The organism is Leptospira paudalimensis (assembly GCF_026151345.1).
Lineage (GTDB): Bacteria > Spirochaetota > Leptospiria > Leptospirales > Leptospiraceae > Leptospira_A > Leptospira_A paudalimensis.
In genome coordinates this window covers 37,528-62,685 of sequence record NZ_JAMQPR010000003.1, presented here as the reverse complement: position 1 = coordinate 62,685, position 25,158 = coordinate 37,528, and the positions used below count along the sequence as shown (strand labels likewise).

Sequence of the window (25,158 nt, the reverse complement as noted above, 5' to 3'; positions counted from 1 at the left end):
CAAAATTGCATTGAAAAAAATTAGTATATTAATTCTCGTTAGTCCTAATCAATCATGAACGTTTTGAAATTGACTTTTTTGATTTTTCTTTTGTTATTAGGTTCTTGCTCAGATACTGAGAAATTATCGCGTCTACACGTAGAAGGGATGCAATTTTTCCAACTCAATAAGCGAGAACTTTCAAAGAAAAAATTTCAGGAATTATATTCTATAGAACCTGATTATTTGGACACTCGGATCATGTTAGGTAAACTGCATTATTTTGATTTGGAGTTTGACAAAGCAAACCTTTACTTTCAGGAAGCTTACGATAAAGAAAATTCGAATCTAAATGCATTGTTGTGGGTAATAAAATCCAATTTTGTAAGTGGGAGAAAAGCAGAAGAAGTTTTGGAACTGACAAAGTTGTACCTTTCGAAGGATAATTCAAATCCAGAAATTTTATACATTCGAGGGAAATTACTAGAGAGTATTGGTAAAATTGATGAAGCAATTCTAAGTTACACCAAGGCAACTCAAAACATCAATTTTGTTGCCCTTTCTTATCTGCAATTGGGCCTCATCTTTAAAAAAGCTGACTTAAAAGAGAAATTTGAAGAAAATTTAAATAAGGCAAGGAAATTTTCAGCAGATGACCCCGTCTTGAGCAAAGAAATTAACCGTCATTTGTCGGGACCAAGTTCAAAGTAACACTTTTTTATGATCCTTTGGCCTAAGTCTTTTCCTGCTGCGTTTTACGGTTTCGCCATTTAAATTATGTCCCTTAAAATCAAGAAAAAGTAGATCCTGTTTTCTTTGCACCCGTAGTTGATTTTGCCATAAATCTAGTTAGCTGGCTACGAATCTTCTGCGGCTGTCCTCGTTTGTTCTTGTTATACCCTAAAGCTGCCCGATTTAGCAAATTACATTCCTTTTTGAATCCGAGACAAAATCAGCCTAAATTAGAAAATTATAGTTTCTTAAATTTTTGTGTTAGCTGATGCTAGGCATATTTATTGGAATTAAGACGGATCGGCAGGGTAGACTATATGAAAAAATTAAATGCGAAGAGTAACCATTTTACTTGGATTTCTCTATTTTGGAAAAAGTCGAACCAGCGTTATACTAGTGCAGTTTTAATTTTTACATACCTGTTAACATTTTTCTCACCGATTTTCACTCTCTCCGCCCAAGTAGCAGTTCCTGTTTTAAATAACCAACAATTTCAAAACCAAGATTTGATGGAAGCTTACGCGATCGCCGATAGACAAGCTACTTCAGTGGAACACTGGGACACTTTAGTAAATAGTTACCTCTATAATTTATACACAAATTGGCAAGAAGCTGCCGACGCAAAAATTACCGAATTTGTTGCGGCAGTAAACACTTCAGATGCATATAATTCGGTAGAAGCATATAAGGAATACGTATACAATGGACTCCAAAGTCAGAAAGCAATTTTGGAACAAAATTGGATGGAAGAAGCTGAAACATCCATCCAATTACGTCGGGAAAGCTTCTTATTAACAAATACCCTTTCCACATACAATTCTGTAGAAGTAAATTCCACTCAAACACAAACAAATTTGGGGACCAATCCGAATCAGAATGTGATTGATCAGGCACAAGAAGCCGTTCGGATTGCTCGCGAACAATGGGAAAGAGAACACGCAAATGCAGTGGCGAGTGGACTCTTTCAATATGAACTTGCAATTGGAAGTGCGGATAGAACTTACGATAATTTAGTTTCTCAAATTGCAACTACCGAATCACAGTTTTTAACACAATTGGAAAATTTGAGAACTTATGAAAATAACGTAAGAACTCAAATTAGTACGAAAGTTAACCAATTACAGGCTTATCTTGCGTCCAATTCTGTATTCTATCAAACTGATGCGAATGGAACACCCATCATCGATAATAATCACCTAACATCTGATGGACAAAATTTAAAATCACTGATGACGCAAATGCAAGATGCAATTGCAAATAAAAGTTCTTTAACAACAATCTCCGGTATGTTGAAAGATTACTTGGCCGCACAAGAGTCGGTTGCAGCATCAAACAAAGCATATTGGCAAGGGAGAGTTTATGGAGTTTCTGATTTAAATAATATCATATCTGCAGCAAATGTTGGAAATAATTATTTGAGTGATGGGGTGATTGCTGCCATAAAATCATATTATGATAATGGGAATGATGTTAATGCATTAAAATCCTTTATAAATCAAAAATTAGGATTAAATACAAATTTTAAATACGTTCAATCCATTTCATCAATCGATATAGTGGGTATTAGCAGTAACTACAATCCATATCCGGTTACCATTGGAAGCGGTGGAGTTGGAGAAAGTTATAGTTCAGTAGGGGATGCCGCTTTTACTTATTGGGCTACAGGCTGTGGTTATTGGGGTGTGTTTCTTTGTATAACGCAAGATTTTCAAGAAGAAAGTGTTCGTACGAAATTGGAATTTACACTTTATGATGCGAATGCAGATTCAAATGCATCAGCTTGGGGAAGTTATTCGACTTCATTGGATGGAATGGTCACTACTTGGGGATCCTCAGTTATCCCTGCAATTTCCAATTGGGAAAGCCAGGTCAGTTTATATGAGAGCCAATATGCAGCATGGAAAGCTCAATCTGAATCCATCCTTGCTGAAGCCGCTTTAACACGTGATGCGGAAGTGACTGGAATTTCGGAAGCTAGGGCAAATTGGCTAAGTAAAATGAACGCTTTACAGCAGAGCGGGGAAGTTGTGTGGGGAACTGTTGAATCCTCTCTCAGTGAAAAGGCTATTTCAATCCAGGAAGCCGTAAAAAATGGAATCTCAGGACAAGAACTAGTAAATTTTATTTCTAATAAAGCATCCGATTTGACGGAAATCTTATCTGTTTTGCCTCAAAAATCAAATGTTGAGTTAGACACAACGTTGATCCAAAGTGCTGGATTACAAGCACCTCAAGTTTCTGATTCATTTTTTACAGCTGCAAACAATTCATTTCTGACTGATTTAGGAAGTATCCAACAGTTCATGCAAACTCTAGATAAGTCGTTTATAGGTGCGCAAAACCTTGCTTTGGCGAACTCCATGAATACCTTAGCTGAGAATGCCACAACAAATGGTATGTCACAAGTTTACAATTCCTTAACTGCAGCTGGCCTAAATGTAAGTTATAATTCTCAGGGAAATTTAGTCGTTACACAATCGATTTACAATGGACAGGCAAATCTTCGTGAAGGTGCGGATGCAACTTCTGCTTCGAGTTATGATGCCGGCATGTCCAACTATTCAACAGTAGTTGTCGCACCAGAAAGTTTTAAATTAGCAAATACTGGTGGTCTATTTGATACATGGGAAAATTCATCAATTTTCAATGAATTCCAATCCAACTCTTCTCAGTTTTCTGCTAGTTTTAACCAAGCAACTGCTGCTATGACAGCAAGTTTAAATGAAGTAGGGAAAATGAACGAAAGGGGAGCAGAAGCATTCCAAGCGAGTGCAAATTCGCAAGCAAACACTGCTCAAATGATCAAATCTCTCGCGGAAACTTTAGCTACAGGTGGTACTGTTCAATCTTGGGCCAAAAGCCAAGCAGAAGGATATGTCAAATCACAGGTAGCAGAAGCAATCTCAAGAGCAACTGGCGGCGCTGTGAGTGCTGATTTGATTGTAGCATTTTTAAATAAAAGACAAGCAGATAAAGCCAAAAAAGAAGCGGCTAGGAAGAAAACAATTCAAACCGTAGCCACAGTCGTTGCAGTGGCAGCAGCCGTTGTTGTTACTGTTTGTACCGCAGGGGCAGGGGTCGGACCAGCAAGCGCTGGAGCAAGTGCAGTAGCAGGAGGAGGAGGAACCGCCGCAGCTGCGACCACTGCTACAGTTGCCACAACTTCTACTAGCATTGTGGGAAGTATCGGGAGTGCTGTTGTCAGCTCAGTTGCATCTGCTGCTTCAGCAGTCGGGACATTTGTGACAACAACTCTTCCTACTTTTGTTGCAAGCCTTCCTTCGATGGCAATGTCAGGAATAAGTGCAGTTTTGGGATCAGGTTATGCAATGACTGCTGTAGCTGTAAATACTGTAGTGCAGACAGCAGCTGGGTATGAATTAGGTGGGATGGATGGTGCCGCTGCCGGATTCGTCAACGGTGTTGCCGTATCTGGTGCTGCTTTCGGTGTCGGATTTAATGTTACAGAAAATAACGGAAGTTTTGGGGCATCATTGGGAGTCGTTACGACTGGTGGAGTTAATGCTGGAGTAGGTATCACTTCAAATGGTGTGGTATCTGGTAATGTTGGTTACACATTAGTTGGGGGGGGGACAGGCCCTTCTCCAGTGTCTGTGAATTTAAATTCGAATGGTGAATATTCAGGAAATGTAAACCTTCCAGTTCCTTATGTGCCGGAAGTTGGGTTTGGTGCAAGTTTTGGATCAGGCCAAGCAACGGAAGTAACTTTGGTAGGAAATGTGGGCAACGGAACCGCAGTTCAAGTTGGCACAGGAGGAGTTGGAGTTGCAACAACGGTTGGGAATGCTGTTGCAACCGTAGGTGTGGATTTTAATGGCAATGTAGGTGGTGGAGTGACTGTCATCAATAGCCCCTCTTCAAATTATGGTGTTAGCTTTGGAACAGGGGAGCCAACAGTCATCACTGTCAACACAGGAACGACAAATGCGGTTTTAGGTCCAGATGGATTGGCAATCAATACAACTGTAGGTGGAGCAACGACTACTGTAAATGTTGGTGCTGATGGCGAGTTTAGCGGAAATGTGACTTCCGGCACTGCAGGTGTCACTTATGGAGTTAGTTTTGGCTCAGGGGAAGGAACTACAGTCGTTGCTACCAATGGGACAACAAATGTCCAAGTAGGACCAGATGGTGCTTCTCTTACAAGTACTGCAGGAGGAGTAGCGACGTCCGTAAATCTTGATTCAAATGGAAACGTGTCGGGTAGTGTAGATGCTGGTGGTACAGTCGTTGGAGTTGGTCCAAATGGAGTCAGTGTTACTACAGAAATTGATGGAGAACAAGTTTCTGTCGATTCCAATGGAAATACGACAATCAATGGATCTACCCCAGAGGAACTCATCAATTCAATCGATCTGACAAATCCTCTCACTTACGGAGTCACCCAAGAAGCCTTTGCTGACTTAACTGCGGGTCTTGCGATTGATGAAGTCAATGGATTTATCGACTTTCTCAATTCCTACCCTGGGGACCTTGCGGCCATAGGACTCTCTGGAATGTTAGGTGCTTATCTTCTCACAATTGGAAGAAAGGAAGAAGAGGAGTATGAATTCGAGGAAAACGAAGACGCATCAGAAGATGTAAGTGATGAGGAGTATGAAGATTCAGAATACGAAGAAGGATCGATAGAAGACAGTGAGGGATCTTCTGAAGAAGGTACAGATACACCAACATCAGGATCAAATGGCGATGTCGTTGTGACGGAGAGACAAGCAGTTAATATTAATGGAGATGGAAAGCCTAGTTTACCTGATAGTTACACAGTCCAAGTAGCAAAATATGAATTGAGTCCAACGCAGATGGAAAGCTTGGCCAGTATAAAAGCAAATATTTTAAAGTTTACCGTTCAAAAGAAAGAAAATATCGATAAGATAGCCAAGTTGGACAGCTCTCTGGTAGAGCCGAAACGTGATCTTGTTACTTTGAAAGAGAATCTGCAAAAGAAAGAGGGTGAATTTACTCAAAAAGAGACTGAATTGAAGAATTCTGTTCCTAAGTTAACAAAAAATCAAATAAAGCAGGAATTAAAGAAAGAGACAGAAGAAATTTCAAAACTTAAGCAACAAGTCAAGAATGCGAAAGCAGAGGTTTACAAGTTCGAATCTCAGATCCTTCTGATAAAGGCAGAAGAAATGGGGATGTTCAAAAAACAACCTCTAACCGAAATGCAAAAAAGTGCTTTTATAGACTTATTCGATGAGAAGGGCTCTTCTTATGAGTCAATCAATACCAATAGAGCTATGGCTGCCTTTTATCTAAATGATCAAAAATTGTTGAATATCCAACCAGAAGACTCTATTACAAATACTCGCACTGTTGTTGAGAAGGAGATTTCAACTTACCAAGGCCAGGGAAAAGAAGAAGGTAATGGTTTTATTCGAACTCATGAGTTGAATGGATATTTCATTACAATGCCAGGCAACCCAAATGATCCGGTTACCAGCTCACCTGGACCAAGGCGGGATCTAGTAACCGGAAAGGAGGGAAAAAAACACGAAGGATTCGATGTAGCATCGAAAACAGGGACAATCATAGGTTTCCCAGTGAATGGAAAAGTTGTTGATGTGCGAGTTGAAAATAACTTGCGGAGTCCTTACGCTGGATATGCATATGGACAAAGAGTAGTTATCCAAGCTGGGGATGAAAATAGTGAATACGGATTTTCCATTTCCCATAGTAGCAAAATACTCGTTGAAAAAGGTCAAGACATATATGCAGGTCAAGCTGTTTGCCTCAGTGGTAACAGCGGAAAGGCAGTAGGCGAAACTGGAGAACACACTCATGTAGAGATTATGAAAAAGAAAGATGGTAAATGGGTTTCTTTACCAAACCCAACTAAGGAAGACATGGAAGCTTTGGAGAAATTGGGTCTTGCTACGAAGATATAATTTTAAGCTTCTACCTTTTTTTCTGGTTTTTGTTCTATTGCCTGTGTGTGAGGAAAAAACACAATTAAAGCAGACAAAACCCGTATCACAAAAAATATTATTAGAAGAAGAGAATTCTTTATTCAATAGAAATGAAATAGTTCGAGTTTTTGAAATTCCTTATGAAAAGTACCAAAAAGTTGATCCGAATCGCTTTATAAAAGAGATTTGCGATCAAGAAGGGAAAATTAAGGTTTATGATTTTTATGAGGTTATACAAAAACAAGCAGGTCGAACTTACTTAGGCATTTTCTTTGAAAAAGAAGCAGGGAGATTTGTCTCTCATTTACAAGTTGATTTTTTTGCGGGAATTGATACTCTAAAAGAAGTATATTGCATCAAGTTTACGAAGGAGTTCCGTGATTGTCGCCTTAGTTTTGTGTTATCAAAAGAACCAGATATGACACCTGAAATTATCTATCTTCGTTCTAGAAATGATAAATTATTTTTTTTAATACATCCAGACATAGCTCGACCAATGTTCTTTGGACATGGACATATTGAATCGAAAGAATTCCTTGAGAGTGCAAAAGAGGCATATAAGCTCTACAAATTAGAAAAAGATGCTCCCCCACTTACTGATTTTGACTTTGATGAAAAAGATGTGCGAGCATTAGATACTATCTTAGGTATGCAGTAATTTAGAATGGATACTCAGATAACGAAACACTTCTAAATTTGTGTTTTACCTTAGCGAGTCCGTATCCTGCGAGAGATTCTCCTCTAATCTTATGCAAGTTGGCCGCAAGGATCTTCTATAATCAGACTTTATATTCCGTAGAAATCTTTTAGTTGGTTACTTATTCATAATACTAACTGTCACTTTTGCGAATTCAGTCGGCGCTATAGATATTGTCTAAAACACTATATGTGCCTGAATTGTAATACAAAAAAGAGAGGCTATTTTTGAAATTATTTTTGATTCAAAATTTAATATGTTAAATGATTAAAAATTTGTTACTATAATTTTAACCTGGAATATAGGAACGAAAATAAGAATCAAGTCAGAGTAAAGTGATAAATCAGATTATCGTTATATATTTGCCGATGGCTTTGCAAGAGCAGATATTATTTTTCTAAAGCAAATTATGTTATGTCGAGTGAGAGTTATCTGCTTTCAAAAATGAGTAAATATAACAACAAAAAAGAAAAGTATTTATTTGCTGAAATAGTTCATTTGCCTTGATAAAAAATATTAACTATAATTACTTGAAAAACTAAGTCAGGTATGTATTGTCTGATCCATAGAACTTCTTATTTAAAAAATGAAATTTAAGTTAACCTCCTTCCATCACCTTTCCCAAACCCAGAAAATCATCTTCTCAATTGGTTTTGCCATCTTCCTCGTCGGCGCCATTTTCTATGCCAATCGCAAATACCGCGAAAACCAATTTTCCGATACAATTGTCTGTTTGTCGGGTGATTGTTCGAGTGGTTTTGGTAAGATCCAATATCCGAGTGGTGAAATCTATTCAGGCCAACTTAGCAACAAAATTCCCAATGGGAAAGGGAAAATGGAATTCAAAGACAAAGCTGTCTTTGAAGGCGATTGGGAAATGGGCCAAATCGAGGGGTATGGAATTTATACTTACCCGGACCAAAATATTTTTTCTGGCAAGTTTCGTAAAAACAAACGGGAAGGATTTGGGAAGTTTACGATAGGTCGATATTCCATCCAAGGGAAATGGGTGAAAGATGTTTTAGAAGGTGAGGCCTTGTTAGGTTACGAAGGTAAAAAATGGAGTGGTTTCTACCAAAAAGGAAAACTCATTTCAGGATATGGAATTCTGTTTTATCCCGAAGGGAAACGTTACATTGGTCAAGCTCAGAGTGGGAAACGAAATGGGATAGGCCATTTAGAAAATGGAAAAGGCGAAATCTTGGAAAAAGGGAATTGGAAAGATGATCGAAAAATTTAAGAATACTTGGGACAGAGGAGTTTACTTTTTTCTCTATAATTTCAAACTCATTTTCACGAAAAAACAAAATACTATCCATTACAATGAGGCAAAGGATTTATTCAAGTTTAGTTTGTATTCAATTTTGTGCATTCAACTTGTGATCATGTTCATCACAAATTTTTTTAATGTCGTTTGGTTTAAACTATATGAAAAACAGAAGTTACCAATTGAAATTTTGGAACCATTAAAAGAAATAAGTTATACTCTTTATCTATTGAATCAATATCCATTAAACCAGTTGATCATTTTTCTATTAATTTCCTCTTACGTTTTGGCACTTGTTATTTCTTATAAATTAGCTGGTTTTGTCATTGGCGAAGATACATTAGGATGGAAAATTTCTTCAGTATTTGCCTTCATTTCTTTTTTGCCATGGCAAGTTACAATGATCATCATGAATCTAACTTATAGCTATAATTTGACAAATCAACTTGAAGCGAATCACTGGATTCGTCAATTATTTGTTAGTTTAAATGTATACCTTCTATTGATAAGTTTTTTGCTGAGTTTTTATTTAGTAATTCGGATTGGGAAACTGTTAACAAACATAAGTCTACGAAAAAGAGTTTTGATAAGCATGTTTCCATGCATTATCTTCCTCTTAATCGTCGGTTATTTGACAATGGAATGATTATTTTTTTTCTAATTCCTTAATACGCTTTTTGGCTTCTTCAATCGCTTGGTTATTTGATGGTTGTGCTTTTGAAAGGAATAATTTGAATTCTTGAATGGCTTCCTTTTTTTTCTTCAATTTTGCATAGGCAGCACCTAAATTAAACCGAGCTTCAAGATTTTCCCCGCCTGGTGAATATAAAATTGCTTTTTTATAATTTTTGACAGAGGAATTGTAATCACCCATCTCTGAATAACAAACTCCTAAATTGTAATGTCCTCTGGCGTATTTTTCGTCCAATTGGATTGCTGATTTGAAAAGGGGAATTGCTTTTTCATATTCCTTTAACGTTAATAAAATTGCTCCCTGGTTATTGATATAATCAACATTTTTTGGATCTAAACTTGCAGCTTTTCGGAATAGTTCCAAAGCTTCTTTGGGATTGTAACTCGCTACTGAGATTGCTTTTTTATTGAGTTCCAATGCTTCTTTTTTTTGGTCATTTGAATGATCTGCATTCGAACAAAATAAAGTGAATAATAACGGACAAAGAATATATATTTTTTTCATGAAAGAAATCTCCTGGTATCAGCAAAATAAGATCGATTTGATTTGAAATTATTAGTTATTTATGAATATGGAATTGTAGCATACCTGACTTTGGAAAAATATTCCCATGAGTCAGATAGCTTACAATTGTTCTTAAATTTTAGGGAACGATTTTTCGTATCGCATTATTTCCGTAATCACCAACAAATAAGTGTCCGTTACTATCAGTGGCAATTCCATAAGGTTGGTTAAATCTCGAGTTGAATCCAATTCCGTCTACAAATCCAGAAATACGCGTGATTGCACCAGCTATGGAAGTCACTACGCCAGCACTAGTTACTTTACGAATTGCGCTATTTGTAGAGTCAGATACATAAAGATTACCTGAACTATCCAAAGTGATTCCAATAGGTTGCGTGAACCTAGCAGCTGTACCAGAAGCATTCACATATCCGGAAAGTCCTGTGGACGAACCTGCTAATGTCGTTACAACACCTGCACTAGTGATTTTTCGAATTGCATTATTATCAGTATCTCCCACGTAAAGATTTCCCGTACTATCTACAGCAATGCCAGTTGGACGAGTGAATCTAGCAGAGGTTCCAGTTCCATCGACAAATCCTGAAACAGAGAGTGTTGAGCCTGCAATTGTAGTTACAACACCAGCACTTGTGACTTTACGAATGGCATCATTTTGGCTATCGGCAACATATATATTGTCAGCACTATCAATCGCAAGTCCTTTCGGTTGGTCGAACTTAGCAGCGGCACCTGTTCCATCAACTGCACCAGTTCCGCCATTACCACCTGCAAGAGTCGTGACAACACCTGCACTAGTGATTTTTCGAATCAACATATTGATAGAATCACCAACATAAACATTTCCAGCACTATCGACAACAATCCCAAATGGTTCATTGAATCTGGCGGCAGTTCCAGTCGCATTCGTTAAACCTGAAACACCTGTATCAGATCCGGCAAAAACAGTGACAACACCTGCACTTGTAATTTTGCGAATACAATGGTTACCTGTATCGGCAACATACATATTCCCAGCACTATCGAAGGCAATGCCATTCGGGTTTTTAAACTTTGCAGCAGTCCCCGTTCCATCAACCAAACCAGAAGTGGCTTGTCCAGCGAACGTTGAAACTACGGCCGTGCTTGTCGGTTGTGTTGCAAGTTGCAGGAATAAAAATGTGGTTAAATCATCGTTCGATTCATTTTTTTTACAATTGGCGACTAAGAAAATCAGAAAGAATAGTGAAAAAATTCTGTTTAACATTTATAATATTCCATCATTGTTTTTAATTCACTTAAAAGTAAAAAACTAATGTTTGGTGTCCATTTAGTTTTAGTGATTCTGCAACTTTTTTAGGAAATGTATAACGCATGTGAGTGGCAAGCATTCTTATAGAGAAGTTTGACTATCGAAAACTGTAAAGGATGTACGAGTACACTCAAAACATTGTCCATATCTAATGCGACATAATATACATTATAGGAAGTGCCATATTGCTTCATAATAGATAGTATCTCAAATCAAAATAATGCTTCAAAAGTAAATGTAATCGAAGTAGATTCTACCTCTTCGCAAGATGTTCGTTTTTAAATTTAATTAAAATTAAATGATTCAAAATCAAAAACCAAACTTTCTATAGGAAGATACAATTATCAAAATAAAGTTGATAAAAAAATCTAAGCATCCTAGATATTTCTCCTTAAGCAATTTGTAGCAATCTAAATTGAACTCTAATAAAAATTAATAGAATGGATTTTGATTCATTAAAAACTTGATTCGACATTGGATGTTACCCTTCTAGATTGAAATGAGGTTCATAAACCAGAAAGTTCTGTTCTTAAAAATTATGAAATAAGAAGAAGAAATATGGATTTCTAAATTGACTTTTTATACCAGAAGAATTTATTTTTACAGAATCCTGTCAGTATTTAATTCAAAAGGAATAACATGAAAATTTTAAAAATATTACCTCTTTTCTTTGTAATTAGTTCAATGAGTAATTGTATAACTTATCTCAGAAATGATGTGCCTGCTTATAACCCAGCAAAAATTGATAGAAAAATTTCTAACGTTGACTTTGTTCTAGATTATAACCATTACAATGCACTCGGAGAAAAAGCTGTAATTTCTGAAGCAACGCATCGTGCTAATAAACAAGCATTTAGTGAAATTATTTCAGGTTGTAATTGCGTTGAAAAATTTAATATGTATGTTGTCGGTTTGGATGATGTTAGCAAATTAAATAGCAAGAATCTGGTAAATATTGAAGTTACTTCAAGAGTTAAACCTACAAGTTCACTTATATTAACTTCTACCCTTTTTGTGATCACAGCAGGATTATTTCCTGTTTTCGGCGAAATTAATGGAAAAACAGAATTTGTAGCTTATAACCAAGGAAAAGAGATCAAGCGATATACTTATGAAAATGACGTTGTTGAAGTTAGACAAATTCTATTACTTTTCGTAATGCCATTTAGAAAAATAAGCTATATTACAAATCAAAACGTACCTGATAATTTTATTAACGATATCTATAGAGATAAACTTTATCAGTAACTCTTGTTGAAAGCTTCCGGTGATATTCTCTTTCCGGAAGTTTATTTAAATTTGGTTTAAATGTATGAGAATAATTTGAAGTAGGTATTTCTATTTATTATGAATCATATTGAACAATTTCAAAAAGCTCATTCAGTAATTTTGGACGGTTCTAAACAGGCTTCCATTCTAGTATTGGCGATGATAGCTGGAAGGGGTATATGGACGTCCAATCCCACTCAAGCAGATCTTTCTTTTAGTTTTTATATTTTCTCTTTTATTTCAGTAATTTGTTGCGTATTCACGCATTTTGTATATGGTTTCGAATTTGCTTTTTGTTTAACTAAAAAGCTTAATTTTGAGTCTGGTAAAACTTGGCTAATTTTTGCATCATTCTTTTTGCTAGTTCAAATCGTTTCCTTGTTTCTCTCGATTTACTTTTTTATTTTTTCCAATTAGCTTTAGATAACTATTAACATTTTTCAATACTTGCACTAAATACATAAACGTTGGTGTATTGTAGAATTTTGTACTCATAAAAGATTCGTTTTTCATTGCTAGATGGTGTAAATAATGTACGGTTTATTTAAGATCAATAAAAGCAAATAAGATAATTAATCTATCTTTTAATATTTATCCTAGAAATCAAAAAGGGAATCAAAACATAATCTAATATTTGATTCCCATACCATAGAATGAAATGACAAGATTCTTTTTATGGAGGAATACTCCCTTCTTCTCCTAGAATCCAATCGACTTCATTTGTGTATTGGATTTGAAAGAAACTTCACTCTTTAAACTCTGAATGATTTCCTCTCCACTAATTTGTTTTGAATTTCGAAACCGAAAACGATTCCATACAGCTCGAATGTCTCCAACAGTTAACTCTGGAATTTCTTTGATGTTTTCTTTCTCGAGGAAAGTCAAAGTTTCTGTTAGATGAGGGAAATACTGTCTAATGATCTCTACTTTATCTTCTCTCCGCAAAGTCTTAAATTCCCCTTTCCAAGCGAACCTACGTAAAGCAGCATGATCAAAGTCCTTCATGAAATTAGTGGAAGCGATAAAGATTCCACGAAAACTTTCCATCCATGTCAAAAATTCATTGGTTTGGGTGACTTCCCAAGACCGAACGGCAAGGTCTCGACTTCGAAAGAAACTATCTGCTTCATCTAAGAAGAAAATTGATTTTTTAGCTTCTGCTTCCTGGAACGCGTCAGCAATCAGCATTTCTGTCATTCCAACGAATGGACTCTGTAAGTCTGAGCCACGTTTTTGCATCAGTTCTAAATTGAATTTTTTGGCAATATGTTTGGCATACTCTGTTTTTCCTGTCCCAGGTTTTCCATGAAAGAGTAAACACAAGGATCCAAGATTGGATTCCTCAGGTTCTTCCCATTTTCGTTTATATTCTTCGATTAACGTCTCAAGATCATCTAAGTTAGAATTTACATGTAAGATTTTCGAATCATAGGGAGTGGGAGAAAAAGTAAATTTCTGAATCCGGCCTTTTGTAAGATGAGTGTGTTTGTTCATAACATCTTTAATTACAGATAGAAACTTATCATCCTTTCTATTGTTGCAGATCTTCTTTGCAGCTTTTACAACAATGGAAATTCCTCCTACTCCTGCGGGATAGGTATGAGCTAGTTCTTCCACTTCCGAATTCTTTAAACGATCATTTACATTTTCTAATTCTAATACTCGATTCCAATAATATAACCGGCGTTTTGGTTCTGCTGGAAAAAACTCTAAACTATAATCAAATCGTCGTAAGACAGATTCATGAATAGAATTTGACTCATTGGTTATGATAATCAGTTTCCCTTTCATTTGGTCTAAAAATTCATTCATCCAAATTTTCTTTTCGGGAACTTTTTCTTCAAAGAAGCCTCTCTTCCCTCCTTCATTCAAAATGTCGTCGGCCTCATCGAAGAGTAGAATATTGCCAGATTCTGCAGATAAAGTGGTCCCTACGATTAAAGCAGTGCGTTTGTCTTCTTTGCTTTCTGCTTCTTTGTTGTTAATTTTAAATAAGGTTTTCTGAACTTCGGCAACAAGGCTTTTCGCAAACTCTGTTTTTCCGGATCCAGGAGAACCATAGAATAAGATCTTCGATGGTTGTTCATCTTGTAAGAGTGATAAGTTGCGTGCGACTTCATTCTCAGCCAAGAAGAATGAGGATACGGGATGTGTCTCCTCATTGACTTGGTTCAAAAATTTTAAGCCAAAAGTCGCCTGTGTATCATCTGCTAAAAAATTATAGAAAGAATCTGCAATCTCACAAGGGTCTTCTTTTTCATGACAAGGTGAGAGAATACCATAGTTGATCCATTTCTCATCAGGATTAGTAATTTTCATATACTCTGAACGATTGAGTCCTGTGACTTCTCTTACAATGACAGGAATCATTTTCGAATCAATTGAGCGAGAGATCCAATTGTCAAAATTAGAAAATGCTGACCTTGTGTATAAAAATAGAACATATTCGATCGACTCTTTTGTGATACCTAGAATCTTGAATGTGGATGATATCTTTTGGTATGCCTTTGAATCTTGAATGGAAAAGTCAGAAGTGATCCGATTGCTTTCTTCTTGTAAAAGTCGATAGATTTTTCTTCTTCCAAATGGATTCCTTTTGCAATATTGCTGTGTATCTTGGTCCAATTCATCAGGTAAATAGTCCTTCCCTTGTGTACTTGCGTAAGTATCATCCCAATATCCATTGCGGCCTCTTCTAGGTTCTATTTCATCATTTTCTGACTCCTCTTTCATTTTCATTTCATCAGGACGAAAAATTTTCTCAACGAGTGTCTTCTTAGCTTTCGTGTCATAGAGGGAATACAGAGTTTCAAGCCTTGTTTTTCCGAATGAGTCAAACTTACTTAGATTTTTTCCCACAAAATAGTGGAGTAACTGCAAATCCTCTTTCTCTGAGGATTCAAATAGAGATTCTTTTATTTTTTTTCTGGGCATCCTTATCTCCTTTCTTAAGGAATAGAATACCCGATTGGTAGTCTCGATTCGGAATAAGTTTGTCCGTTATGTGGAAATTCTGGGAAGCATTGGTTTAATTCATTAGATTAATAAATATGTTCTAGTTAAACATGATTTATCTTAAGAAATCCCCTAATTGCAAGTGTCTTTAAATTATCTGCTAAAGCGGAGGCGCTTAAGACTGATTCCACAATTTACTCTAAATCCTACGATTTTGATACCGTTAAAATTATACGTCGGAACTTATTTTTCCGAAAATCAAATATAGTATAGCTAACATATAAATCATATGGACCTCGATGAAAAAATGCGACAATGCAAACAAATTCTTAAAGATTTGCAATATCCTGATTCTCTTATCGATGATAAGGCATCTTTCCTTTTTCTCGCACTAACAGATCAAAAAATAGAAACTGATTGGAGAGAGTCACAAATTACACAGAGTAAGAGTGTTAATGATCTATTTAATTATATAGAAATGGTTTACAAAATAGATTATCATCATATGAAAGAAAATCTTAAGAAAGTAAAATTATATCCACTTTTGGATTTTGGGATCGCTAAAAACATAGTTTTTGAGATAGAACCTCTTGTGGAACGACCGATGTTCTTACAATTAAGAGTAGAAGCGTTTGATGTTGTAAAACAATTCGGTACTAATGGACATTCTACTTATTTGAAAGTATTTTTAGAGAATCAACCCGTTTTGATGAAAGAATTTAAAGATACATTGGAGAAATATCTTCAAATGAAAAAAGATGGAATCATCAACTGATTAAGACGTTAAGTAGAACAAATTGAAAGATTGACTGAGAATTTCAAAATGATTTGTTATATTTACTAAAGAAATCCCCTATCCTACTCCTGTAAACTAACTACCTTAGGTTCTTCCCCATCGACGATTTCATAGGCATTTTTGTATTTAGTTAGCACATCGATACAAATTCGCCAATACTCTGCTTTACGATCCATTTGCCCACCTTCCCGTGCAGAATGACCGAATACTTGGTTGATCGGAATCGGATTTTCTTCGGCAAGAATTTCTCTAAAATCACACCATATCGAGCTACTTGCTCGTGATGCTCCCCCTCTTAATGGATGTAATGTCGTTAAAAAATAGTAAGGGTTACTAAAACCTGCACTATTGATTGTTTCTGAAATTTGATTGCTAGTCGGAGGGATTGATTCATAAAAAGCTTTTAGAAGACCGGCATGCGTATATAAAACATTATCTAATTCGATTGCAAATTTCCATTTCAATAGATGTAACAATTCGTAGGCTTCCATGAAGCATGATTCGCGATATCCAGAGACTAACCCAACAAATTCGGGATCGGTATATTGAAGATCGTGGTTGCCAATCAAAAAAGATATATTTTGTTGAGATTCCTGTAACTTGATTAATTCTTCTAGATTTCCTAGGATGTCATCATTGGAAAGACGATGAGAATCAAGATAATCTCCGAGAAAGATCACTTGATCATAATGATCAAATTGAATGTTTTTCCATATCTTTCTTCCATGAATATCACCGATCGCAAGTATTTTCATATAACTGATATTACTCCATAAATAACCAAAACTCGGAAAATTTGTTTCCGAAATTTATCATTCATTTCAGCTGCAAATGCAATACTATTTGTAATCGTATATTTTTTCATATAAGTCAAAATATGCAATAACTTCACAGAATTGATTAAAAACTGCTAAACTCACATTTTCGTACTTTGTAGTAAATGGTCTGTCTTTTACAATATCCTTTGGTAAAGATAGATATCCAAACTTTTTATCTGAATAATCCATAAATGAAAAATCGGAACAATAAATATCTCCGTTTTCATGTCTCGTATTCATTCGGAGAACCTTCAGATGTAGAGTCTTGTTCCTCAATTTTAGAAGGATTGCTATATTCTTTCCAATATAAGTGAATTCATGCGTTTGCACAATTGAATTATCTAAATCTAAGATATCATCATTAGTCAGATTATTCATCCTCCGTTATCATAAGAATCTAACTTCACATAATAGTATTCATTAGCAATCGGATCACTTTTATTCGCTTGCGGAGTATTTCCGGAGGTTTCTTGATAGAAAAAAAATTATGTTTGAATCTTTTCATATCTAAACTTTAAAATCGGAAAAAATTCTTCCGCTTTACTTGACCTGCTATTATATAATCTAGAGTATAACACGACCTAGGAGGTGCCAATGGCTATCATCGAAAAAGAAGGGAATTTCTATTTAGACGGAGTCAAAACTCCGGCAGGAAATGACGTATTCAGTCCAAATCGAAATTTAATAAAAACAATCCAGGCAATGCAAAGTGGATACTATGATGCTACAAAATTTGGAATTTTTTCAATTTACTGCACTTATCGTGACTTTATTACTAATGGAAAATTTTTCGAAAGCCAAGCGCTATTGAAAATGACAATAGCTGATCCTTTTTTTGGAGAAAATCCGGGGGGAGAAGACAATCTAGATTTTCCAATTGTTGGAGTTCGAGATTTATTAGAGAAATTATTCGACTCATTAAATATTCCAAAGTCTTATTTCAGGACACCCGAACCTGAAAGTTTATATAACAATCACCTGAAACCATTATTTTTAAAAATACCTCAAGAAAGAATGACTGCATTCGTTTTAATTAATGCCCGCTTGCGTGCACCTATGTCATTGCTTTTACTTTTTTTGCATGATATGTATTCTATTGAGAATTTCAAGAGCAATCCATATCAATTCGATTCAGAAGAGAATGCACATTATTTTCGAACTGTAGAGACTGTAAAGTCTTGGTTAGAAGTATTCCAAACAGAAATAGAAAAAACTGGCGAATCGAAATGATTATTTAACTTCCTAACTCCAATATCCACTTAGCTTAATGAATGTCTTTTTCTAAGTTCCAGAGGATTGGAATAGGTGATAGTTTTGTATTAAACGAGGTCATCTGATATCTTTTATCAGTTTCTAAGCTGATTCTTCACTTTGTATTTCTTTTTGCCAATCTTTGAAAAATTGCGTATTTTTAAAGACTCTGATTCTTTCTGGGTATTGATCCTGGCAGGAACTAACATGTGCAGCTAATCGATCAAATAAATAGTCTGGGTCATTTTCATAAAGGAATCTGAGAGCTTTTTTGTGATGGATTTGAATTAAATGCAATTTCCCATTCTCTGATAGTCTTTCAATGATACGATTGCACTCTCCTGAATCGATACTAGATGATAATGAATTGATGATATAGAAAAGTGCTTCACAAAGGTCAAAATTCTCTTCGTTCTTTTTAAAAAACCTTCCAAAACCATAATTAGAAAATAAAATTGAATAATCAGATTCGTCATATGACTCAGCTTCAGGATTCGAGACTAATTTTTTCATAATGGCTGGTCCATATTCTGAAAACTTCTGAATAAGTTCTTTATACTCCTCTTTTACGAGTTCATTCTTTAAAAGTTCTTCGAAATCCGAATATTCTTTTCCAAATTGCTTTTTGATTTTGTCCATAACTCGGTCATCATCAAAGTCGAGTTTAATGTTTTTTTTGACAAATGAAACGAAATTTTTTAAGAAAACTGGGTCCATACACACCTTACAATAGAATTGAATACTTCAGCTAGCAAACGCTATATTTTCCTTTTGTTTCGGAAAGTATTTTTTTGTTAGTTTGCAAATTTTGTAGATTCGGAACCTTTATTTCTGATTCAAAAGAAATCGAGAATTATAATCTAGAAAACATCCTGGGAGATAAAAAAATTAGTTTCTATCCTTAATGAGTATAAATCTTCCGAAGACATGAGAGAGGAAGAAATATCTAAAATACATGCAATATTTTATAATGAAGCTGAATCTCTCTGTGATGTTACTTTACATTTACTTTCGCAATGTGAATTCCAACATATTATGAGAAATTTGATGTCTATTGCCCTCTTCTTTTTGAAGAGATAAAAGCTATGAAGAATTTTTTTATTATCTTGCGGATAAATTCAAAGAGGAAAATCAAGAAAAAATTACTATCTATCATTGGCACATTCCTATTCTTTAAATGCATTTTCTGAACATTCTGATCCATGAGCATTAGACCAATGCATTAAACGAACGTTAAAAAATGGTATGTTGCATTTACTTGCTAAGTACGGAAAAGTGAAGCTTTTAAAAGGTATATTAGATGAACACTTTAATTATTGTGAATGAAAATAACCAGAAAGACTAAAAATCTTTTTGGTAAACCAAGCGTACAATCAATCCCTACCCGTGAAATATCAAGTTGAAGAATAAGAGGAAAAGGATTTTATATTTTATAAATGCAGACGTTTATTACTATTGAAGCATCACTAATTCAGGAAGCCCAACTCTTACTCCAACGACAATGGCATTTTGCTCATACTTCCTCGCAAGATATTGGGCAGTGTCATTATCGATTCCCAAAACCAGGATACTCTCTTCGGACCAGGATCCGTCTGGCGATTCACCTACCCCATTTAAAACTATATAACTTGAGTTCGCTTTGATTTCTGACAGCAAATCTTCATTCTGCTTCCGATTTGTTTCTAAAGTCAATGGTTTGCTAAACTGATTCCATGCTGTAATGAAACACCAATGGTTTTGTTTATATTTGGAAAGAAGGAGGTCCAACTCCGGATTCTTTTTCCCGATTTGGATGGGAACTTGAAGGCCATCAACTTTGTATAAGGTGGAGAGATAGGATTGGTTGAGGTCGGTCATGGAATATTTAAAACATACCTGCTTTTGTTTTTCAATCAAACACTTGATTGATCAGAATCGGATTTTACGATACTCCATTTTTAGATAAATTTCGGAAAATATGTTTCCGAATCGATCAGCACGTTCGTGGTAACTTTATACTGCACAGGTAAGAAACAGAACCAATGAAAAACAGAGAGAATGAAAATCAAAAAAATAGCAAACCATGCCAATGGTCTCCTGAATTGCAGGAATTAACTAGAAATGTTTTGGAAAACCTTCCAATACCATCCTTTGCAAAGGGATATACGATCGTAAAATCGCTTGAGAATGGGCATGGGAAAATTGACATCATTGATGCGCTGAACTATCAATATGTGATTAGAAGAATTGAAACGAACGAAATCATGTTTCGATATCACTCCATAGAGGATCTTCTTTATTCTGGCTGGGTAATCGACTAACCGATAGGATCAATTGTTTTTACCTGCGATTGACAAAATCATCTTTAGATAGTCTCTATTTTCAGTGGAAATTCCAGAATTATTGCCGATCAATTCAAATCATCTTTGAGAAATTTTATATACTCGGTCTCGTGATTTGCTAACTTTCTTTGATAGTAAAACAATGTCATGTGATATGACATTAGCGTCAGAATCTGCATCAGGATAAATAGAATGGCAACTGTTACTATTTTATACAGATAGAAAATGATAGCGAGAGCTAAACAAAGAAGAAGCCAAATACGATGATTTCTTTCGAGTAACATCAAAGATTTAAGAATTCGAATGATTCGTTTTGATTCTAGATCGAAACTTGAATCAATCCTTCCATACTTGGATTCCAGATACATTCGCCGCTGAGGATAGCAATCTATTTGAAAGACTGTCCAGAGAGCAATCCATTTCCTACTTGCAAATTTAAATATGAGATATTCTATAATTACAATCGAGATAAAATAATCTATTTCATTAAACATGGATTTCATTCTAGAATTGTATTTTCAAAAAATCGGAAAATAAACATCCGAATTTTAATTTTTAAGGAGGATATACTAAATTCATATAACGCACTTATATTTATGTAAATTATATTTTAGGATCGTTCAAATGATCAAAACATTTTACAAATCGGAAATGGCGCCAGCTAGGTTCGATAAGAAGGGGTGGAAATTCCCAACTACGATTTGTTTGATTGGTGGATAAAGAACAGAATCATTATGATTCGATTTTGGATGCGCTTACTTGAGATTTGTTTTTTTTCTATATCAATTGCTTGAGCATCCAAATCTTTCGAACTCTGTCCTTCATATCTTTCCCGAGGACCAACAATCGATCATCGAAGAACTCGACCAGTTTCTCTATTTTGATTTGATGAAAGAGGTTCTGCTTCCTTGCTTCAGATATGATATGCTCAAACCAGGAAAACTTATCACCCCATTTTACTCGGGAGTCCTCATTCAATGTGAAATGGTCTATAGAATCAATGTATCTTACGGTATCGTGGATCATATCCTTTGACTGAATTACTTTCTCCAAATTTTGGGAATGTGCGCTTTGTGGTGCATCTGAGACAACTTCATATTTGCCAGTCAACAGATGTATTTTAAAAATATTTTTATAGAAATAATCATCTTCAATGATGCTCCCACTTAGATTTTGTAAGTTGATATCCCTTCGTCTCATCTCCTCGCTTTGCTTTAGGGCGACTCTTACTTCTGAATCATTTTTGTACCAATGTTTCCAAAGGTATTTGCCAGTATTCATATCAATTGCACAGATCCCAAAATCCAATGTATACGGCCCAGGCATGGAAAGTCGATCCGTCAGTAGGATGTGGTGCGTCTTTAAATAGAGAACACTGCCATAAGGGATTCGTTGTTGCCACTTGACGTTCCATAATACATAGCCTTTGTAATCAATCAAGATCCCGTCATCATCGATAAGATAGTGATCATCGAGATTGTAAAATCTTGTCGGCAGACTTTCCCTAGATCCAAGTGTTAATATGCATTTCAATGATAGTCTCATAAAGTCCTTGATAAATCGTTCTATAATGTTTGGAATTCAAGGATCCAATATTTCTTCATGCTGGAATCTAACAGATAAGTAATTGTTACATTCTTCATACCAGTGTCTACGATCATAAGTAGAGAGCAAAGTATGTTTTGACTTGGTCCAGATTTCCAATCTGATGATAAAGCTAAGGAGGAATCAATTTCGGAAAATAGATTTCCGATCTCACTACTTGTTGTTTTTTTAATATACTTTACCTCTCCGATTCATGGACATATTGGGGGGAAACACCACTTGAGATGGAAGGGAGCTATTTCAGGAAAAAATAATTTTAAAGAATGTAATTAGTGGTTTAAGGATAATTTCTAATTTCAGTTTTGTTTACATTGACCTATCTAACAAAATCATCCGCATTGTGTGTAGCCAAGCTTGGAAATGTTGCCATTGATTGCACTTCCATTTACCATTCTCTTCCCAGAAAATACCATCGAGCTCTTTATCTTCGACTGACTCGTCGGCAAAAGTTTCCGTTAAATACTCTTGAATCGATTGAATCCCATGAATTCCCTTAAGGTCTTTACATAAATGGTTTAAGGAATCATTCAATTCTTCCGAAGATTGGGATTCTTCTACAAAGCGATCGACTGCTTTCTCAAGTTCTTCTGCTTCTTTTGATATTTTGTAATCGGGAAGTTCTACTTCAGATCCAATCTCAGAATTTTCAATGATATCCCATTGTTTGATCAAATTGTAACGAAAATAAAACACATCATCCCCGAAGGTAGGAAAGACGAGATGGTAATTATCACCGCCTGCTGCATAATCATTACTATAGCTTAAGATAAATCCGTTTTCTGTTGCACACTCATCGGTATATTTATTTTCCCAAAAAGATCTGTTCGTATCAAATTGTTCATTTGAAAGCACTCCATAGCCATCTAGGAACAGCTTAAGATTTTGATAGTGTTCTTTTGGATATTTCGATATCAAGTTCATAGCAAATAATCCTCAAGCTATATTATCCCAAAAATCAACTTCATGAATGATTAAAATATGAGACCCTGATTTTCTCATTTCAATTGCTTCTTCCACTTTTCGACCAAAACAACTGAACGTCCAACAGTTCGACATATTTCCACCTACAATTAGATAGGAAGTATCTTTCCTTAGTGGATTCGAAAAAATTCCACCATTCTCTAAGATGACTTTTTCTATTTCTGAGATAGGTTGTGCAGAAGGGATACCTGTGAAACTAAAAACATGATCCTCAGGTATGATTTCTGGTGCAAGTGCACAAATACCTGGAACGGTAAATTGAGTCTTCAATGTTTCAATTTTTGTTTCATCTAAATTTTTTGATTTCTCTAAATTGATGAATTCAGAAAGGAAAATCTTTAAAATAGCTTGTTCTTCTTTGTCTATTTTACCATCTGCTAGAATTCCTGTTAGAAGAGATAATAGTTCATCATATGGATAGGCACTTGCTAATTGTTCATTCTGATATAACCACTTTTTAAGAGACTGAGCCTCTTGGAGTGTAATTTTACCATCAGCAAGTATTCCATGTAAGATTCCATGCAATACTTGCATATCATTATGGACTAAATCAAATGCTGGATTGGATTTGTTGAATTTCTCGCAGATAAATAACAAATCTTTCTTTTCCTCATCCGTAAACTTACCACTTTTTACGACAAACTCTAAAATCGAGACAATTTCTGAATATAGTTTCTTATTAATTAAATCTTTAGATTCATTTAACCAAAAATTAATTTCGCTAACTTCCTTTTGATTTAGTTTTTGATCTAAAGAAATTCCAATCAAGAGACCTTGGAGTGTATTGAAAGCGTTTTGGTGATCAGAGATTTTTGGAATCGACTTTTGTTTCATTTTTATTTGAAATTTTCTAAAATATAATCTTCAATTTCATTTAATTTCGGAAGGAACTCTTTTTTTAAAGAATCTTTTATTTTAAGATCAATTGTTTCATATTCATTGTCTTCAAATTTCGAATAATCATTTTTCTTTAGAATTTCTAAAGAAAAAACCGAGTGCCATTTGTCTGTTAATGTTTTTTTTGTTATAAAAATTGAATTTTTTTCTGAATTTAAAATCGCATGCAACTTTTCTCTCAATGATTTCTCGCCAGGGCCAATATATAATTTTAAATTTAAACGATCCGAAAGATTTTGAAATTCAAATAATAATATTCTTTTTGAGTTTGTCCATCCTGATCCATTCTCTGGAATAATTTCATCAATTTTTTTCGTAGTAAACCGTATATAAGTTTTGCTGGGATTTTCAGCATCTAAAACAATGCGATTTTCTTCTCTTAAAAACGATACTATGGATTCCTTGATATTTAGATAAATATCGGGTCTATATTGAAAAATTAGATCCAGAGCTTTTGAATGTTTTTTATATAGATTCTTGCAGATATCTTCAATACTTTTATCACCCACAATGTTTCTCCTTAAAATGTATAAATACTGATCTAAAAACTCAAAAACACTTTTAGAAATTGCAGATTTTCTCGAATTCAAGATATTGATCAGTAAATTTTGAATTCTATCGTATCCATATGTTATCCACTCATTGTCAGTAGGAATTTGCTGGTCAGGCGACAAGAAGACAAAAATTTTGTTATAATCGTTAAATTCTTTATCTACAATTGCTTTATATTTTGATAATTGATTTTTAGATTCAGTAGAACGTATTTTATTTTCAATTACGATACAATAATGTTTGCTATTTTCGTTTATTAGAATAATAAGATCAATGTTTTTGTACTCTCTTCTAACTTCTACCTCTTCATAATTTAACGTTTCAAAATCAAAAATCAATTCATCATTTATTTGTTCGCTTGAATTCAGGTTGAAGACGATTAAATCTTTGAGGAATTTTTGCAAAAACAAGTAGCCGATGTTATGTGTTTGAAATGGATCAAGCAGCCATGCTAAAACATTTGAATGCCTAATTTCTTGATTAACCATGCCTAGAGTTTCAAATAAATTAAAGGAATTGATACTTTTGGCTATTTGTTCAATTTCTTCAATATCCATTACAAAGTGTTTTAATTCATCTAGTTCATTTTCCATTTTTTTCA

The 25,158-nt window shown here is 34.9% G+C and carries 20 protein-coding genes; 9 read left to right on the top strand and 11 right to left on the bottom strand.

All coding sequences use genetic code 11. The features are described 5' to 3' along the window. The first annotated feature begins 147 nt into the window (after positions 1–147). The 5 genes from ND855_RS18560 (at position 148) to ND855_RS18540 (ending at position 9,251) form a co-directional block, all read left to right on the top strand. Complete coding sequence (locus ND855_RS18560; protein WP_265359700.1) at positions 148–690, top strand: tetratricopeptide repeat protein; 543 nt, start codon at positions 148–150, stop codon at positions 688–690. Between the two features lie 338 nt (positions 691–1,028). Next, positions 1,029–6,620 carry a TIGR04388 family protein gene (locus ND855_RS18555; protein ID WP_265359699.1) on the top strand — a complete coding sequence of 1,864 codons (5,592 nt, stop codon included), beginning with the start codon at positions 1,029–1,031 and terminating at the stop codon, positions 6,618–6,620. After that, positions 6,604–7,299 (top strand): hypothetical protein, encoded by a 696-nt coding sequence (locus tag ND855_RS18550; protein WP_265359698.1) that lies wholly within the window; start codon positions 6,604–6,606, stop codon positions 7,297–7,299. The genes ND855_RS18555 and ND855_RS18550 overlap by 17 nt, the downstream gene beginning before the upstream one ends. Before the next feature lie 625 nt (positions 7,300–7,924). Continuing rightward, a complete protein-coding gene (locus ND855_RS18545; protein ID WP_265359697.1) occupies positions 7,925–8,578 on the top strand; it encodes an MORN repeat-containing protein in 654 nt (217 codons plus the stop codon). Further along, positions 8,562–9,251 carry a hypothetical protein gene (locus tag ND855_RS18540; protein ID WP_265359696.1) on the top strand — a complete coding sequence of 230 codons (690 nt, stop codon included), beginning with the start codon at positions 8,562–8,564 and terminating at the stop codon, positions 9,249–9,251. The genes ND855_RS18545 and ND855_RS18540 overlap by 17 nt, the downstream gene beginning before the upstream one ends. Here the strand turns inward: ND855_RS18540 and ND855_RS18535 are convergent, their stop codons facing one another. The 3 genes from ND855_RS18535 to ND855_RS18525 form a co-directional block, all read right to left on the bottom strand. Beyond that, positions 9,252–9,803: a tetratricopeptide repeat protein gene (locus ND855_RS18535; RefSeq protein WP_265359695.1), complete on the bottom strand. Its 552-nt coding sequence runs from the start codon at positions 9,801–9,803 to the stop codon at positions 9,252–9,254. Positions 9,804–9,942: 139 nt separating this feature from the next. Beyond that, on the bottom strand, positions 9,943–11,067 hold the full coding sequence (locus ND855_RS18530; protein ID WP_265359694.1) for an NHL repeat-containing protein: 1,125 nt from the start codon (positions 11,065–11,067) through the stop codon (positions 9,943–9,945). 89 nt (positions 11,068–11,156) lie between these two features. Beyond that, positions 11,157–11,306 carry a hypothetical protein gene (locus ND855_RS18525; protein WP_265359693.1) on the bottom strand — a complete coding sequence of 50 codons (150 nt, stop codon included), beginning with the start codon at positions 11,304–11,306 and terminating at the stop codon, positions 11,157–11,159. A gap of 445 nt (positions 11,307–11,751) precedes the next feature. Here ND855_RS18525 and ND855_RS18520 point away from each other — a divergent pair, with 445 nt between their 5' ends. Further along, positions 11,752–12,360, top strand: a complete 609-nt coding sequence (locus ND855_RS18520; RefSeq protein ID WP_265359692.1) for a hypothetical protein — start codon at positions 11,752–11,754, stop codon at positions 12,358–12,360. 720 nt (positions 12,361–13,080) lie between these two features. Here ND855_RS18520 and ND855_RS18515 read toward each other — a convergent pair. Next, positions 13,081–15,315, bottom strand: coding sequence for an AAA family ATPase (locus tag ND855_RS18515; protein WP_265359691.1), 2,235 nt, complete (start codon positions 15,313–15,315; stop codon positions 13,081–13,083). Positions 15,316–15,625: 310 nt separating this feature from the next. Between ND855_RS18515 and ND855_RS18510 the strand changes: the two genes are divergently transcribed. Continuing rightward, complete coding sequence (locus ND855_RS18510; RefSeq protein ID WP_265359690.1) at positions 15,626–16,111, top strand: hypothetical protein; 486 nt, start codon at positions 15,626–15,628, stop codon at positions 16,109–16,111. 83 nt (positions 16,112–16,194) lie between these two features. On the opposite strand, the gene ND855_RS18505 is transcribed toward ND855_RS18510, so the two are convergent. Then, positions 16,195–16,887: a metallophosphoesterase gene (locus tag ND855_RS18505; RefSeq protein WP_265359689.1), complete on the bottom strand. Its 693-nt coding sequence runs from the start codon at positions 16,885–16,887 to the stop codon at positions 16,195–16,197. Positions 16,888–17,544: 657 nt separating this feature from the next. Here ND855_RS18505 and ND855_RS18500 point away from each other — a divergent pair. Next, positions 17,545–18,180 carry a hypothetical protein gene (locus tag ND855_RS18500; protein ID WP_265359688.1) on the top strand — a complete coding sequence of 212 codons (636 nt, stop codon included), beginning with the start codon at positions 17,545–17,547 and terminating at the stop codon, positions 18,178–18,180. A 123-nt stretch (positions 18,181–18,303) separates the two neighbouring features. Here the strand turns inward: ND855_RS18500 and ND855_RS18495 are convergent, their stop codons facing one another. Next, a complete protein-coding gene (locus tag ND855_RS18495) occupies positions 18,304–18,918 on the bottom strand; it encodes a hypothetical protein (protein WP_265359687.1) in 615 nt (204 codons plus the stop codon). 735 nt (positions 18,919–19,653) lie between these two features. Beyond that, positions 19,654–20,058: a DUF3293 domain-containing protein gene (locus ND855_RS18490; RefSeq protein ID WP_265359686.1), complete on the bottom strand. Its 405-nt coding sequence runs from the start codon at positions 20,056–20,058 to the stop codon at positions 19,654–19,656. Positions 20,059–20,222: 164 nt separating this feature from the next. On the opposite strand from ND855_RS18490, the gene ND855_RS18485 reads away from it, so the two are divergent. Beyond that, the gene (locus ND855_RS18485) at positions 20,223–20,501 is read left to right on the top strand and encodes a hypothetical protein (protein ID WP_265359685.1); all 279 of its coding nucleotides are present in this window, start codon (positions 20,223–20,225) and stop codon (positions 20,499–20,501) included. A gap of 798 nt (positions 20,502–21,299) precedes the next feature. Here the strand turns inward: ND855_RS18485 and ND855_RS18480 are convergent. From ND855_RS18480 to ND855_RS18465, 4 genes are all read right to left on the bottom strand, one after another. Beyond that, a complete protein-coding gene (locus tag ND855_RS18480; RefSeq protein WP_265359684.1) occupies positions 21,300–22,067 on the bottom strand; it encodes a hypothetical protein in 768 nt (255 codons plus the stop codon). A 366-nt stretch (positions 22,068–22,433) separates the two neighbouring features. Continuing rightward, positions 22,434–23,048, bottom strand: a complete 615-nt coding sequence (locus tag ND855_RS18475) for a hypothetical protein (protein ID WP_265359683.1) — start codon at positions 23,046–23,048, stop codon at positions 22,434–22,436. 12 nt (positions 23,049–23,060) lie between these two features. Continuing rightward, entirely contained in the window at positions 23,061–23,942 is an 882-nt protein-coding gene (locus ND855_RS18470; protein WP_265359682.1) for a BRCT domain-containing protein, read from the bottom strand. Positions 23,943–23,944: 2 nt separating this feature from the next. Continuing rightward, positions 23,945–25,150, bottom strand: coding sequence for a PDDEXK-like family protein (locus tag ND855_RS18465; RefSeq protein WP_265359681.1), 1,206 nt, complete (start codon positions 25,148–25,150; stop codon positions 23,945–23,947). Positions 25,151–25,158 lie beyond the last annotated feature (8 nt).